Origin of the sequence: Salirhabdus euzebyi (assembly GCF_014207435.1) — a bacterium.
In the GTDB taxonomy this organism is placed as follows: Bacteria; Bacillota; Bacilli; order Bacillales; family Alkalibacillaceae; genus Salirhabdus; species Salirhabdus euzebyi.
In genome coordinates this window covers 114161-129653 of record NZ_JACHGH010000006.1, presented here as the reverse complement: position 1 = coordinate 129653, position 15493 = coordinate 114161, and the positions used below count along the sequence as shown (strand labels likewise).

Genomic DNA, 15493 nt, shown 5'->3' with positions numbered 1-15493 from the left:
TGTTATTTCGATTTTCCCTCTTCTTTTATCGCCCATATTTCCTCTAGGACTGGCATATCTTTTCTTTCTTGTTCTGTTACTCGTTCCCAAACAATTCCTTCAGGTTTTGTGCGAGTGGTTTCCACTTTATATATCCCTTTTTCCGTTGCAACCCAATCTGACACGATATCAAATTTGTCAGCAGGAAACGGTTCGTCAATAAATTGAATGCTATGCACAGTCGTAATAATTGGAATTTCTGGATTACCCAACTCTCTTAAAATTGCATACTCCCGGTCCGCATAGCCTTCTCCTTTACCAACCCTACTACCATCCTGATGAACAGCAACGGCCCCAACTACAAAAAGGTCCACTCGTGGTAGATCTTTCAAAGCCAACTCTTGTCCATATTTCTTCATGTTAGAGAGACTTGTAGCTTTACGTTCTTCCCCTGGAGGTACATTTTCGGGTCTGATTTCGATAAAACCCGCCTTTAGGCGAGGGGTCGGAATGAGCACAATTTTTCCATCTTTTATTGCTTGAGCCCGTAAAGGAAGCTGAGGGGCATCCGGATTCACTTTGATTACTTTGGCTTCTTTGTATACATCTAATTGCGTCACATACTTGGCAGCAATTTCAGAACCTTTAAAGTTAGGTATTCTTCCGTGTAACGGAAACGGAAATCGTCCAAGTTTTTGCTCTGTTAACTGATCCCATATTTCTTCTCGTATTTCTGCTTTATTTTTCATATGCCCCTCCACTTAAGCCTTAATGCATTTTTTCTATTTCCTTAATAGCTTTTTCAATCTGAAGTTGTTTCTGTTCTACAATAGAATAATCCATCGCTTGAATATAATAAGATTCAAGTTCATTTCTTAATTTGTTACTTTCCTTCAAGTGTGATGTAGCTAATTTCATCTTTTCAGCGTATTTTTTTGAAAAGTGTTCGATTTCTTCTTCATATTTTTCATCGGTACCAGGGGCAATAAGTTCTTCATACATATCCACTATTTCATCCCCTTTTCGTGAAGGAAAATGCTCATGAGGACTTGTGCTATCAAAAATAGCAACTCCTAATTCTCTAAAAATAAGCATATCCAAACTTTCGGGGTCAAACCCACAATGATATACCTCTACATCAAAACCTCTTGCTTCCGCTCTTTTTGCTAATGTTTTAAGTAAAGTTGATTTTCCTGACCCTGGTCTACCCTTGAGAAAATAACGTTTATTTATATCCTCTGTTAAATTTTCTATAAAGTCAATTGGACCTTCTGGTGTAGCAGCTCCAAGGAATCGGTGGACGACATTTGCCTTTTTGTTTAAAGAAATTGTAGCGAAAAACTCATCCGTTAAGCGGTTTGTCAGCTCTTCTGCTTTGTATACATCCAGGTTTTCAATGAATATTTTTTCCCAATCATCGTGTATTTTCAGCGCTTCTGCAAAAATGGTATATGCTTCATCATAGCACTTCTTTATTTGTTCTTTCACATAAAACACTTCTTGCTTATTTTCTTGTAACTTGGAGGAGTCCCAAGCTTCCCCTAAATTGATGTATTCTTCAATAATTCCAGGATATTGTGGTTCTATAACATGAGGAGCCGTACCATCAACAACCCCAGCACTTAGTTCCGGAATAATGACCCCATCGATCGAGCCATAGTCTGCTGAACAATGTATATATTCAGTATCGTATTGCTGACCCCACTTCTCACCAATTTTTTTCATAAGTGTAGATTTTCCTGTTCCTGGGCCACCTTTTAGGATAAAAATACGATCTAGTTGCTTTAAAGAAGATGAAAAAAGGTCATAAAATCCTTTAGCCGTATTTCCACCAGCATAATAGTTTTTCACTGATTTAGACAAAAAATCACCCCTAACGAATTAGTTACACAATACTTTATGCAACATAACGTTAGTGGGTGATTGCCTATATAGCTATCTTATTCATTTTTATATAGCCTACTCCTAATGACCTTCTAGCTCGCTTGTTTTCTTGCTTCCGGCAAACCAACCAATAACTAAAACGGCAACTAGTACGACATAGAAGAATGCCTTCCACATAGTGGAATGTGGGAAGTGTTCATCTATTATACCTACAGATGGGTGAGCTAACGTAAGAACTAGTAGCTTGACCCCTACCCAACCAACTATAATAAAGGCAGCAGTTTCTAAACCAGGTTTTCTTTCCAATAATTTAACAAAGTATGTTGCTGCGAATCTCATAATGATGACACCTATTAAACCACCAATTAAAATAACTAAAAATTGACCTCCGTCCATACCACCAATTTGAGGTAAGGTTGTTGGCGGTAGCGCAACAGCTAATGCAACAGCAGCTAAAATGGAGTCTACTGCAAAAGCAATATCTGCCACTTCTACTTTTAATACAGTCATCCAAAAGCTTGATCCTTTTTCATTGAGTTTTGCAGTACCTTGGTGATGGTCTTTTTTCCTAACATGCTTTTTAAATAAATGATTAATAGCAATAAACAGCAAATAAGCTGCCCCTAAAGCCTGAACCTGCCATACATTCACTAAGAACGAAATAATAAATAGCGACCCAACTCTAAATACGAAGGCTCCTAGTAGACCATAAAACAACGCCTTTTTTCTTTGCTCTTCAGGAAGATGCTTTACCATAATTGCAAGTACCATTGCGTTGTCTGCTGCTAAAATTCCTTCTAGTGCTATTAGTACAAGTAATACCCAACCATATTCCATTAAAAGACTAGCATCCATATTTCATATACACTCCTTAGTCAGTTTTCAAAATGAAAAAAACCTTTACCGGGCGTGGTAAAGGTCTCAAAAAAGACCTTCACGTGTAGTATTACCCGTAAAGGTCTCGCTAACAACATTTTTTTGTTGCCAATAAAGCCGGGGAACTATTCGTGCCCGAAATGACGACTTTATTGTAGTGCTACTCCCCTTTTCGAAAAAAGGTATATTCATTTATAAACATTAGCTTAACTATATTATCTACTTTTGTCAAACATTACAAATTCAATTTGCTCTTAAACATTAGCTAAATTTTTTTCTGGATGCATAATGGACTCAAAATGTTTTATTCCTAGCATTTCTTCATCAAACCCATTTTGTCCATAGAGATTATTTATAAATAATTTGGCAATATTTGCTTTTCTTTCTCCATCAATTCTAGACAGTGCATGCACGGTTAATAAAATATTGGTCATATGGTAAGCAACCTTCTTAGCATGATAGGTTTGAACTGTTTCATTTTGTCCTTGAAGTTTACTTATAAGAACTTTAAGGTCTTCCACTTTTCCCTTAATTATACTCTTTTCCATTTCGTACCCTTCTACATTTGCAAGCTCATTTTCCATATCACTAATAAATAATTCATGCGCTTTGTATTTATTCATAAGGCGCAGAACCTCAAGTCCTAAAATGTTTTCTGTTCCTTCCCATACGGTAAGAACTTGTGCGTCTCTTAATAACCTTGGTGTTACAAAGTCTTCTATATACCCATTTCCACCATGAAGTTCTATCGATTCATGTGAAAAACCAATTGCCTCTGAAGCAGTTCTAGCTTTCATAAGGGCAATATATAAGCGATTTAAAGCAATTTCTTCTGGTGTTGCTTGTTCTTTATTTTTCATGACGTAATCAAAAAGTTCAATTGTTTCAAATAGTGCAGATAGTTGAACCTCATATCTTGCCTGTAAGTTTGTTAATGTTTCTTGCACCATTGGATATTGAACAATTTTTTGACCAAAAGCATCTCGCCATTTTGCATATTCGTAACCCTCATCCAAGGCTCTTTTCATGATTCCAAGGGACGCAATTGCGTTACAAACCCGCGATAGGTTCAATGCCTCCATCATATAGTAAAACCCTTGTTTCGGATCACCAACTAAATAACCCTTTGATCCTTCCAATATAATTTCTGCAGACGGAACAGCTTTTACACCAAGCTTATCTTTTAATCGTCTTACTGTTATTTGATTATTCCTTCCGTCTTCTCTTTTCCATGGTACTAAAAATAAACTTAATCCCTTTGTCCCAGATGGAGACCCTTTCATACGAGCTAATACGGCAGCCACTCCACATTGACCTGCATTTGATGCGAAATACTTTTCTCCAAAAAGACGGTAGTGATCACCTTCTTGGACTGCTTCTACTTCATTTGCACCAACATCAGAACCCCCTTGTCTTTCCGTTAGAAAAGTAGCCCCTTCAAACAGTTCCACTTCTCCTGTAGATAAAACGTGAGGGAGAAACTGTTCTTTTAGTTCCTCATCTGCAAATTGATCTATTATATAAGCCACAGCCATCGTTAACGTAACAGGACAATAAAATCCAGGTTCCACTTGTGACAATAAATACCCCTGCGCATAACTGTAAACATAATTACCTGAAAGGCCTAGCTCTGGTATTGGTTTATGAACATAACCCACTATACCTGTGTTATATGTATCCTTTACCGTCTGCTTATAGCCTTCATTCACCCATATTTCAGAAATATCATCACCAAACTTATTGTATTTCACTAATTTCGGTTGTCCCTCTCGATCCGTATGCCTCGCTCTTTCATCAAACTCTTCATAGCATTTCTGATAATATTGTTCTAATTCCTTCTCCGCAAACTGATAAAATGGTTCATTCAATTTGTTTTTTAAAATTTCTTTTAGAATGGCCTCTTGTTGGTGGAACGTTTTCAACTTTTTATCCCCTCTTCCCTTAGATGATGTTTTAATATTTTGCCTGTGGCGTTTCTTGGGAGTTCTTCTATTTGCTCATAAATTCTTGGTATTTTAAATTTTGCTACCTTGTTAGCTAAGTAAGAATTACAGCTTGTTTCTAAATCATTTATTGGCTGTGAGGCCGTGACATAAGCTTTTACGGTTTCTCCCCACTCTGGATGCGGAACTCCAATAACCGCAACATCTTCAATTTCTGGATGTGTTCTTAACGCATCTTCAATTTCTTTCGGATATATGTTCACTCCACCAGATAAAATCATATCCTTCTTTCGATCTACCACCCAGAAAAAGCCATCATCATCCACTCTTCCCATATCACCGGTATAGAGCCATCCATTGCGAATAGTTTCTGCCGTTTTTTCAGGGTCTTTATAGTATTGCACCATATTTCCTTCACCCCGAAGAATTATCTCTCCGATTTCTCCTACAGCAACATCCTCATCTTTTTCATTCACAATCCTTATTTCACAATTTAAAGCTGCTCTTTTTCCAATACTACCTGCTTTTTCTTCATGATCTTCCGGACTTAAGAAGGTTCCATTCGGTCCTGCTTCTGTCAATCCATACACACACATTAAATCATTTGTTTTGAATTTTGATTGGACGAATTGTACTTCTGGATTGGATAGTGGAGCTCCACCATATACCCAGCGCTTAACAGAGGAAAGGTTGAATTTATCAATTTCTGGGTGTTTTGCTGTAAGTAAATAGGCAACTGGTGCACCGAAAAAGTGAGTAACTTTTTCTTTTGATACTAACTGTAGTAAAAGATCTGGAGTGAAGGTTGGAGCTAATACATGCGTTGCCCCTACATATGTTCCTGCTACGAAGAACAAATTCAGGGGAGCTGAATGACTTAGCGGCATCATATGAAGAAGAGTTGATTCGTCATTTATTCCTGTTTCGATACACATCATTGTTGCTACAGCTAATACATTACGATTAGAAAGTAATACACCTTTTGGTTTACCCGTTGTACCTGAGGTATATAGCATCGTACAAATATCATCTTCCTTTTTGAAAGATTGTATTTCTTTGTTGTAACCGTTTTCAATTAGTTCGTTTAAATTAACCCATTTGTCTGTATTTTTTCCTGTAGATACCCATAATAAATTTGCTTCCTCAACAAGTGGTTCAACTTGACCCCATAAAAGTTCGTGCCCGATAAACGCCTTTGCTTCACTATGTTCAACAATATATCGAATTTCTTCCGTTGCAAGTTTTGCATTTATAGGTACAGCCACTGCTCCAAGACGTTGAATGGCAAAATAACTAAAAATAAATTCCATCGTATTCGGTGTAAACAAAATAACTTTATCACCATCGCCAATTCCTTCTTTGTATAATGCGTTTGCTAGGCAATTCACCTTCTCATTTACTTCTCCATACGTATGTCGTTCAGATGGTGTAACAAATCCTACTTTGTCCTTAAATTTTCTTGCATTACGTGACAACAATTCAGAAATGTTCATCTTGAAAAACCTCCTATAAATTTTTGGTTTTTTCTTTGAAATCAGTAAGAAAGTGCTCTATTTCTGATCGTAGCTCTATCATCTCTTCAATTTTTACATCTACCTCCTTTAACTTTTGTTCTCCATATTTGACTGTAACCTCAAGCTGCTTTTTCCCTGTGCGGTCCTCATCAAACAGTAGTATCATTTCAGCAATTTCCTCGAGTGAAAAACCAAACTTTTTCCCCCTTAAAATAAGGCGCAGTCGAGCTCGATCTTTCCTTGAATAAATACGTTGTCCTCCATTATTTCTCTGTGGTGCAATTAAACCTTTTTCTTCATAATAACGAATAGTTCTGGTACTAATATCAAATTCATTGGCTAATTGTGAAATGGTGTATGTAGTCATTAAATTTACTCAACTTTCTGAATATTTTAAACATATTATAGTTTACGTTTACGTTAATGTCAATATAAGGACAAAGATGATTAAACTTTACGGCCATTAAAGCTTTGCAGGTAAATAGTATTGATAGAGAATTCAGGGCTAATTGGCATTTTCATCAATGCGCGGGGTATATTACTTATATTAGAAAAACTTGGCTTGTCGCCAAGTTCTTATGGAAAACCTTCGTTTTATAACAAATTTAAAACTTTTACAGTATAAAAAAGCTCGAGTGAAAAAAACACTCGAGCTTCTGTCTATCCTTATTCCATTGCTGCTTCAATTTCACCAACTAGTTTATCTAGAATTGCACCATCTACTGTAGAAACATTTTCTTTGTAGTAGTCACGTACAGGAAGTGCAAGTTCTTTAAATGCTGAGCGTTGCTCTTCTGTTAGTTCGATAACTTCTGTTGGGTGTTCTGTATCATTTTTCATTTGCTCTAAGAATTCAGAGTTTTGTCTGTCTTGCTCTTCATATACCCAAGACTGCATTTCTTCAACTGTTTCATCAATTAAAGCTTGAACCTTTGGATCAAGACCATTGTACCAGTCTGTATTAACTGTAGTCATTGCTACATAGTTGTTATGGTTAGAAATAGTAACCGTGTCTTGTACTTCATAGAAAGAAGCATCATAGATGAAGAAAACAGGATTTTCTTGACCCTCTACTGTACCACGGTCTAGTGCAGTGTATAGCTCACCCCAGCTTAAAGCTTGTGGTTCTGCACCATACGCTTTATAAGATTCCATCATAAGTGGAGAATCTTGCACACGCATTTGGAAACCTTCAAAATCAGATGGTTCTTCTAGCCCAATGTTACTTGACCATGCCATTGCACCTTCCGTCCAGAATGCAAGTGGTGTAATTCCGTGATTTTCATATTGAGCTCTTAAATCCGTGTTAATAGCTTCACTTGTATTTAAAATTTCTTGTGTTTTTTCTACACTTTCTGGGAATAGGAAATGTAAAGCAAAGATTTGACCTTCCATTACCATGTTACCCGTGAAACCAGGTGACATTACTGCCATTTCAACAGCACCATCTTGTAATGCCGCTACTTGGTCAGTTTCAGAACCTAGTCCGCCATACTCATATGGTTCCACTGTAATGGCACCATTTGTTTTATCGCTTATGCGCTTAGCAAACTCTTCTGCATACACATATTGTACTTGACCTTCAACTTCTTCTGTAATAAATCTCCATGTGTCAGACTCAAATTCTGCTTCAGCTGAATCACCTTCAGAACCAGAATCTCCAGAATCTGTTTCCGTACCCGAATCTCCATTATCACCTGTGTTTGTCTCATCAGTATCATCTCCGCCACCACACGCAGCTAGGAAAAGACCCAACGTCAAAATCAAAATTAGTCCAAGAATGTTCTTCTTGTTTAAAATAGTAATTACCCCCTAGTAATTTTTTATTGAAATTTATATTTAAGGACTCATCGTTTACATGAATCTCTTAAAAACTTAATCTGGTAATAACATTAATGATAGTTCTGGAATAAAGATCAACAGCACACCAATAATCAATAGCATGATGATAAATGGTGGTGTTCCCTTAATTACTTCCCAATAAGGTTTGTTGAAGACCGCACTGGCGGTAAATATATCGACCCCAAATGGCGGTGTGGCAGAACCTAATGCTGCTTGGAAAGTAATGATAATGCCTAAATGTATTAAGTTGATATCTGCATCTACTGCTGCAGGTACAAATATTGGTGTTAAAACTAAAATAACAACAATTGGATCAACAAACATACATCCAATAAAGAAGAAAATACTAACCATTATTAAAACGTAAATGGCACTTGGATCCGTGCCCAAAACTGCTTCTGTAATTTGTTGAGGAATTCGTGCATAACCAAGTACCCAAGTAAACACTTGCCCACCAGCCACTAACACAAAAACCGCTGATGTTACGAGTCCAGTTGATAGGGCAATTTTCGGTATTTCTTTTAGGTGAATTGAACGATAGATTACTACCTCTAAAACGAATGCATATAGAACAGAAATACCAGCTGCTTCTACTGGTGTAAAGGTACCTGTATAGATTCCTCCAACAACAAGTATTGGGAATCCTAGAGGTAATATTGCCTTTCTTAAAAAAGCAAATCTATCTTTCCACCTAACTCTTTCAGCTTGAGGTATTTTCCTTATTCTTGCATAAAAGTAACTGTAGATAGAAAAACTTAAGAATACGATAATTCCAGGTATAATACCGGCAATGAATAAATCACCGACAGACACACCTTGTCCTGCAGCAAGCGCGTAAATAATCATGCCTATACTTGGTGGTACTAATAGTGCAACATCACTAGAATTAATAATTAGTGCCATCGCACTTGAATCTTTGTAACCAACTTTCAAAAGGCGTTCACGCATAGGTCTACCGATTGCAACAACTGTCGCCTGTGTTGAACCCGAAATGGCACCAAACAACGTACAAGCTGCTGATGTTGTTACTGCATATCCCCCACGAATATGACCAACAAATGCCCCAATAAAATCTAGCAGTCTATTAGATGTCTTTCCGGAAGTCATAATATCCGCCGCAAAGATAAATAATGGCACACACAATAGAACTGGAGATTCAATTCCCGTTAATAGTTGATCCATTAACAAGTTTGGGTTTAGGTTCGGGAAAAAGATAAAAGCCACTATTAAGGGTGCTACTATAAGCGGAATCATCATAGGGAAGTTCAACAACAGTAAAACAACCATAATCGCTATCATTGTTGTTAACATAAAAGTTTCCTTTCTATGATTAATTTATTTACTTTTAAACGTGGATTTCATCTTCTAATTCACGTTTTTCTTTATCGTTGTAATCTTCGGCATCAATACCGAGATAAACTTTCTTTTTATCCTTTATGTTCACCCATGTGTTACGAAGGAATTGTATTCCACCCATAAAGAATCCAAGTGGGATGAATATTACCATCAAATACTGGGGCACTTGTAATGCTGGTGTAACTGTTCCTTTGTCTATTTCTGCTTGAACATAATTAAATGATAAATAAGCTAAATATAGAAGTATAATAGCCGTTATGAAATTAATAATAATCATCATTATTTTTCTAACTTTAAACGGGGAAAAATCATAAAAAGCTGACATACTAATGTGTCTCCCTTTTCTCGCTGCATAAGAAATCCCCATAAAAGTTGCGATCACGATTGCAAACTTGCTCACTTCTAAGTTAAACCAGAAAAAACCCGATTTAAATATTTCACGAGCTATAACATTTCCAACAGTCATAATCGATATAACGATAACTGCAAAACTTAATATAAACTCTTCAAGTTTCATGATGAACTTGTCAACCATACTAAATATTTTCAATTCTTTTCTTCCTCCTCCAAGGGATGTAAAAGAAATTTATTGGTGGATATTTTTCGCATATATTAAATGATAGGAGATTTTCGAAGATGACTCAAATTGCTTATACGCTAATTATTTACAATTATTTGTTGTATGACGGGGTTATTTTACTATATGAAACAATTCCTATAAATATAACCGCAAATACTAGTAAATAGTCCCATATACTCCAAAATCGCTTGAGGTAGCAAGTCATTTGTTACTCTTCTTTATCAAGGATGGATGAGATTTCTATTAGTTTAGTAATATTAGCCGGTTCCATTAAAACAAAAAACCAGTGTCCCTCCAAAATCGGAATTACACTGATTTCTATACAACTACTTACTCATAAATGATTTAGAAATTACTATTTCTTTTGATACCCAACCCTTAACATGTGAAGTAACTTAAGGTGACTAAATCTGACCGCTAGTAAGATACACTGTGCTAATCATGTGCTTTGTTACTTCCTTCCATTCAACTATTAGTAGAAGCTAGTTGAAAATAGCCACATTTTACTACCAAAAGATTCTGCACTATGGATAATCTGAACGATAGGAAATTTACATGAGCTATGCGAGCTTTTCATAAAGATTCCTTAATTCATTACTATTTTTCTAAAGTAATTTCTAATAATGATGACTTAAGAATTAACTTATTACCTTCTAATTCATAGGTTAACGGTATTGTTTGGTTACTTTCCGGAGTAATGACTTCTATCACTCCATCTTCAGGTACTTCATATCCTAAGGTGAACGCTTCTGTTTTAATTTCATCACCCTCGAAATCATATGTAGCTCCGTTGGTGAAGATTAATTTTAAGTTAATTGCTGTTGTTACTTCATTTAATTTGTTCGTTTCACTTGAGTCATTCTGCGAGCTTAACTCTTCCATATTATCCTCTACATTAATAACAGTCCATTCGCCTTTCAGTGAAGAATCATTGCTACAAGCTCCTAATGCTACAACTATAAAAAACAAACTTATAAAAAAGAATGGTTTCCTTTGCTTTTGCTTACTCAATGTCGCGCCTCCTATATTGATTAACTTTTTTAAAAATTTCTCTAGTCATAATCTATCACCAAGCGAATAGGCTTGCAATAGGGTTTATGTTCAGCCTTTCCGTTCGCTGTGCTAAAGTGAATATTTATAGAAAAGAAAAATCCGAGAAGCGCCTTTGCTTCTCGGATTGTCCTCGTTTTAATGACTCATAACTTCGCTTCCATCATCTAATCCATCTGCCGTAACTTTCAAAATGGCTACTGCACCTTTGGTAGCATGGTTGAATTGATGGGTAACAATTGGGTAAGAACCTTCTTCTGTTACTGTAAATTCTACTACAGCCCCACCACTTGCAGGTAGCATTACTGTTTGTAATCCTTCCATATGATTCGCTGGATTTCCATCAATATATACGTTATCGAAAATGGTGCCTACCACGTGGAAGCTACTTACTTCATTTGGTCCCACGTTGTTAACATATATTCTTACCTTATCCCCTACTTTAGCTAATAACGGTGTTTCCTGAAGGCTATACGTTGTTCCGTTTGTATTTAAGTCACCTTCCTGTAATGCTTTTGCAGAAAATACTACTTGGCTCGGTTCACCATTCATCATATCGTCCAAATCATTGTACTTATACCACTCGTTTTGGATTAAGACGAACTCTTTGTCAATTTCACTATCTGTTGGATATCCGTCTTTTGGTTTTACGATAATAACACCATGCATTCCGTTCGCAATATGACTTAAAACTGGTTTTGTTCCACAGTGGTACATGAATACTCCTGGCTTATTTGCTGGATATGTGAAAGTACCTTCCTCATTAGGCATAATATCGATAAACTTTTCACTTGGTGCAGCATGCACTGCGTGGAAATCCATGCTATGAGGAATGGCTGGATCTAAATTTTTCAAGGTGAAGTTAATTATATCTCCTTCATTGACAACTACGACCGGTCCTGGAGCTTCTCCATTAAAAGTCCAGGCTTTATACATTTCTCCTTTTGCTATTTCAATATCTGTAATTTGGGCAGTCATTTCAACATTTACTTCATTTTCGCTAATCCTTTCCACTATTAATGGAATAGGAGCTTGGTTCAATCCTTCGTGCGGGGCAATTACTTCGACTTCATCAGCCTGAACTTTTTCTGTCTCAGCTGGAGAAGGATCTGGTTTTACCTCTGTTTGACCCTCTTGATCACCACAAGCAGTTACAATTAACATTACCGCCAACAACAACATCGCCATTAACGTCTGCATTCTCTTTTTCACTTTAGGTCACCTCTTTTTATTTTTTAGAGAGCATTTTAGTTATATTTGTAGATCCTTCTCTGAAGATTCTTATTGCCCTCCTTTCACTTCTAATAGTAAAAGATAGTTGTTTATACACATGTGAAAATAATCACATGCAGAGCTTGTTTTTGTGAATTATTTGTGACACGCTTCACAAACCTGATTACTAAACTCTTTTAAATTATTTAAATAATGTTTTATATAACAAGGAATATACAGGTGAAATGTCGAAATTGGTTATGTAGCAGGCTCATGTTATGCTTATTAATTTGTTCCAACCGTTCTATAGGCATAACAAAAACATAAACTTAGTCAGAAAAGATAACAGGAAGGAAGTGTTTTCATGAAGTGTCCTAACTGCGGACAAGTTGGAGAGAATGAAAAGTTTTGCTCCAAATGTGGAACTCAAATGGAAAGCAATAACGAAGCAGCTGCAGCTGCAGAACATCCAGTATCAGAAGTAAACGAGCAACCAACTCAGGCTAAAGTACCGAACGAAACAATGGAAAAATTAAAGTCAACTGGTCAAGGTTATGGGGAATTTTTAGTTAAACATCTAAAAGAACCAACAAACGCACGTAACTTAACAGAGGGCGATTTCGTCTCTGGTATTATCACGTTTAGTATTTATGCACTTATCACAGCGTTATTTATGTTTATATCGCTTAATACATCCATGGCCATTTTAGGTGGCGTATCTTTCTTTGACTTTTTTATCAAGCCTTTAATTGGATTTTTAGTATTACTATTTGGTACAGCAGGCCTTACATACGGAGTTCAAGTTTTTGCAAAAGAGGAAGGTAGCTTCCAGTTAACCGTTGCAAAATTTGGTGGGTATTTAATTCCATTTACTGTCGTTTACCTATTAGGGATAATATTTGGACTTATTAAGCTTACTTCTCTTGCTTTTCTTGCAAGTGCTATCGGGGTAGTTGGTGCAGTTTTTGTTATACCAGCCTTAATTTTGTTTGAAAATGGCCAAACGAAAACGGCTAATGGGCATGATAAGTTATACTTATCTTTTGTCGTTTATGTACTTGCGCTAGTGATCCTAGGAGTAGTAGGAAATATGTTTATTAATTCCTTCTATACAGGTATTTTTGGGGGCGGCTTGTTTTAAACCAAACCTTTTAACAACGGAAGGGTGACAGGGGATATCCTGTCACCCTTTTTTGTTTTTCAGGATCTGTTAGTGATGATTGTTTCTTTTGAAGTATAAGTACAGTAGCATATTACTTTGCGGGTCTCAGGGCTTTCATTAAAATTGTTGACAGATAACCTAATCCGCATTAAAATGGGAAAAATTTAACCTAGAGACGAGGGTTTGTTATGCAATGGAACTATTACTCTAATATACAAGAATTTGCATCTAAAGCGAACACGATACTATTTCAGCAGGAGGCAGAAAATAACTTGCCCCTTGGCTTATTAAACCGACTTGTTAAATCAAATAAAGAAGAAAATGCTTTATGTGCTTTGATTGAAAGAGACAACGAAGTTCTTGCTAGTTTTTTAATGACTCCTCCACACCATTTGATTATATCCGTAGCCGAGGGTGCCCCTACTGATAAAATCATTGCCTTGGCTGTGAGGGAATTAATAGACTCCCCGTACTCTATCCCTAGTGTTATAGGGGATAGAGTAGTAGCAACAAAGTTTGCAAGCGAATGGGCAAATACAACTGGTAAAAACTTGTCTATTTCTATGGAACAAGGTGTCTATAGGTTAGATAAGGTAAATGATATCGAGGAGAGCGAAGGGGAACTGACTTTAGCTCAAACAGAAGATTTAGAACTATTAATGGATTGGTTGTTTGCATTTATTCATGATACTGGAATTATGCCTGTCTCAAAAGCAAAGGCAGAAAAGATGATGATAGACAAGATTGCCAATAAAACAATGTTTATGTGGAAAGTTAATGGTAAAGCAGTTTCCATGACAGCTATAGGAAGAGAAACGACAAATGGGGCAGTTGTTAACCACGTCTATACTCCTGATTCAGAAAGAGGGAAAGGATATGCCTCTTCCATAGTAAAAAAAGTAAGTGAGATAATTTTGAAGGACAAGGAATTTTGCACACTTTATACTGACCTTTCCAACCCTACTTCAAACAAAATTTATATGGCAATTGGTTATAAACCAATTGCCGAATCGATTGTGATAGAATTTAGTTAACGTATGATTGGAGGAGTGGCCTTATGTCCAGAAAAGAAATTCAAGAACAAATAGATCAACTGAAAATGGATTACATTCGTATACAAGGAGATTTAGATAAACTTGAGGCTGTCGGGGGAAGAGTTTCTCCTTTAGAAAAAACATTAGAACGGATGGAAAGTGAGTTATCTAAGTTAAGAGATCAACTCGCTAATATAGAAGAATAAAATATACGTCCTTTCTTTTGGAAGGACGTTTTTATTTATAAATAAGAAAATATAAATCCGAGAAATCTAGCTCCAGCTACCTAGCCCTTTTGGGCCTCAGTCAAGTCCCTAAGTGGCAGTGACTTCACTACCGTATATAACTTATGCCATCCTGTATAGACAGGATGCTTCCATCTTACTTATTTAAATAGTCATGTAATTCCTTTATTGCCTTCCTTACTTCGTTAACATGTGTGCTATCGTTCATATGCTCCCGGGCATGAAGTAGGACTGGGCGCACGGATTCTACAGAACGGCCAAACTCATACATCCACTCATAACGAGGTACCATCCACGTATGAAAGTGATGGGTTGTATCTTCATTGTAAAAGTAGTAAACATGCTCAATTTGGAATAAGTCTCGTTGTGCTTTTCTAATTTTCCTCAAAATATGGATATAATCTAGTGCTTCTTCTTCTGTTAGTTCATCAAAGGATTTAATATGGCGTTTGGAAGCTAAAATGACTAAACCTTTAACAGGATACGCCACATCTTGATGAGCATGGAAATGTTCTGTTTCAACTACAACTCCACCCTCTGGCTCCACAACCCCACTAGTAATAGCACAGCTTAAACACTCTACTTCAACGGTTTGACCATTTGCTAACGTTATTTTTTTCAAGAATTTTTTCCACCCTTCGACTATATCTACAAAATTATAATCCATTTCGATAGTAATATACATAAATACGTATATTTTACCAACTAATCATGTATTTTCCATAAATAAGTGGTAAGATACAAATGTGTATACTTATACACACCCTAAGTTTACTACCATTTCTGTGGGGTATAAATAATAAATAACCAACTAAC

General features: G+C 36.4%; 15 protein-coding genes. 3 read left to right on the top strand and 12 right to left on the bottom strand.

Annotation, left to right across the window (positions count from 1 at the left end; translation table 11 throughout):
* Window positions 1-2: 2 nt before the first annotated feature.
* The 11 genes from HNQ94_RS11445 to HNQ94_RS11395 all read right to left on the bottom strand — a co-directional run bounded on the left by HNQ94_RS11445 (window position 3) and on the right by HNQ94_RS11395 (window position 12224).
* Window positions 3-728 (bottom strand): 5-formyltetrahydrofolate cyclo-ligase, encoded by a 726-nt coding sequence (locus HNQ94_RS11445; protein WP_174496581.1) that lies wholly within the window; start codon window positions 726-728, stop codon window positions 3-5.
* A gap of 19 nt (window positions 729-747) precedes the next feature.
* Window positions 748-1842: a PRK06851 family protein gene (locus HNQ94_RS11440; RefSeq protein WP_174496582.1), complete on the bottom strand. Its 1095-nt coding sequence runs from the start codon at window positions 1840-1842 to the stop codon at window positions 748-750.
* A 102-nt stretch (window positions 1843-1944) separates the two neighbouring features.
* Complete coding sequence (locus tag HNQ94_RS11435; protein WP_174496583.1) at window positions 1945-2718, bottom strand: MeeY/MeeF family manganese export membrane protein; 774 nt, start codon at window positions 2716-2718, stop codon at window positions 1945-1947.
* Between the two features lie 275 nt (window positions 2719-2993).
* Complete coding sequence (locus HNQ94_RS11430) at window positions 2994-4661, bottom strand: acyl-CoA dehydrogenase family protein (protein WP_174496584.1); 1668 nt, start codon at window positions 4659-4661, stop codon at window positions 2994-2996.
* Window positions 4658-6175 (bottom strand): class I adenylate-forming enzyme family protein, encoded by a 1518-nt coding sequence (locus tag HNQ94_RS11425; protein WP_174496585.1) that lies wholly within the window; start codon window positions 6173-6175, stop codon window positions 4658-4660. The genes HNQ94_RS11430 and HNQ94_RS11425 overlap by 4 nt, the downstream gene beginning before the upstream one ends.
* A 13-nt stretch (window positions 6176-6188) precedes the next feature.
* Window positions 6189-6563, bottom strand: a complete 375-nt coding sequence (locus tag HNQ94_RS11420; protein ID WP_174496586.1) for a MerR family transcriptional regulator — start codon at window positions 6561-6563, stop codon at window positions 6189-6191.
* 299 nt (window positions 6564-6862) lie between these two features.
* Complete coding sequence (locus HNQ94_RS11415; RefSeq protein ID WP_221452546.1) at window positions 6863-7963, bottom strand: DctP family TRAP transporter solute-binding subunit; 1101 nt, start codon at window positions 7961-7963, stop codon at window positions 6863-6865.
* A 108-nt stretch (window positions 7964-8071) separates the two neighbouring features.
* Window positions 8072-9349 (bottom strand): TRAP transporter large permease, encoded by a 1278-nt coding sequence (locus HNQ94_RS11410; protein ID WP_174496587.1) that lies wholly within the window; start codon window positions 9347-9349, stop codon window positions 8072-8074.
* Window positions 9350-9383: 34 nt separating this feature from the next.
* Window positions 9384-9944 (bottom strand): TRAP transporter small permease, encoded by a 561-nt coding sequence (locus HNQ94_RS11405; RefSeq protein WP_174496588.1) that lies wholly within the window; start codon window positions 9942-9944, stop codon window positions 9384-9386.
* 627 nt (window positions 9945-10571) lie between these two features.
* A complete protein-coding gene (locus HNQ94_RS11400) occupies window positions 10572-10985 on the bottom strand; it encodes a hypothetical protein (protein WP_174496589.1) in 414 nt (137 codons plus the stop codon).
* A gap of 177 nt (window positions 10986-11162) precedes the next feature.
* Window positions 11163-12224 (bottom strand): multicopper oxidase domain-containing protein, encoded by a 1062-nt coding sequence (locus tag HNQ94_RS11395; RefSeq protein ID WP_376697747.1) that lies wholly within the window; start codon window positions 12222-12224, stop codon window positions 11163-11165.
* A 376-nt stretch (window positions 12225-12600) separates the two neighbouring features.
* Between HNQ94_RS11395 and HNQ94_RS11390 the strand changes: the two genes are divergently transcribed.
* From HNQ94_RS11390 to HNQ94_RS11380, 3 genes are all read left to right on the top strand, one after another.
* Complete coding sequence (locus HNQ94_RS11390; RefSeq protein ID WP_174496590.1) at window positions 12601-13377, top strand: zinc ribbon domain-containing protein; 777 nt, start codon at window positions 12601-12603, stop codon at window positions 13375-13377.
* 209 nt (window positions 13378-13586) lie between these two features.
* On the top strand, window positions 13587-14432 hold the full coding sequence (locus tag HNQ94_RS11385) for a GNAT family N-acetyltransferase (protein ID WP_174496591.1): 846 nt from the start codon (window positions 13587-13589) through the stop codon (window positions 14430-14432).
* Window positions 14433-14455: 23 nt separating this feature from the next.
* Window positions 14456-14638 carry an SE1832 family protein gene (locus HNQ94_RS11380; protein WP_174496592.1) on the top strand — a complete coding sequence of 61 codons (183 nt, stop codon included), beginning with the start codon at window positions 14456-14458 and terminating at the stop codon, window positions 14636-14638.
* A 175-nt stretch (window positions 14639-14813) separates the two neighbouring features.
* On the opposite strand, the gene HNQ94_RS11375 is transcribed toward HNQ94_RS11380, so the two are convergent.
* A complete protein-coding gene (locus HNQ94_RS11375) occupies window positions 14814-15299 on the bottom strand; it encodes an HIT family protein (protein ID WP_174496593.1) in 486 nt (161 codons plus the stop codon).
* Window positions 15300-15493 lie beyond the last annotated feature (194 nt).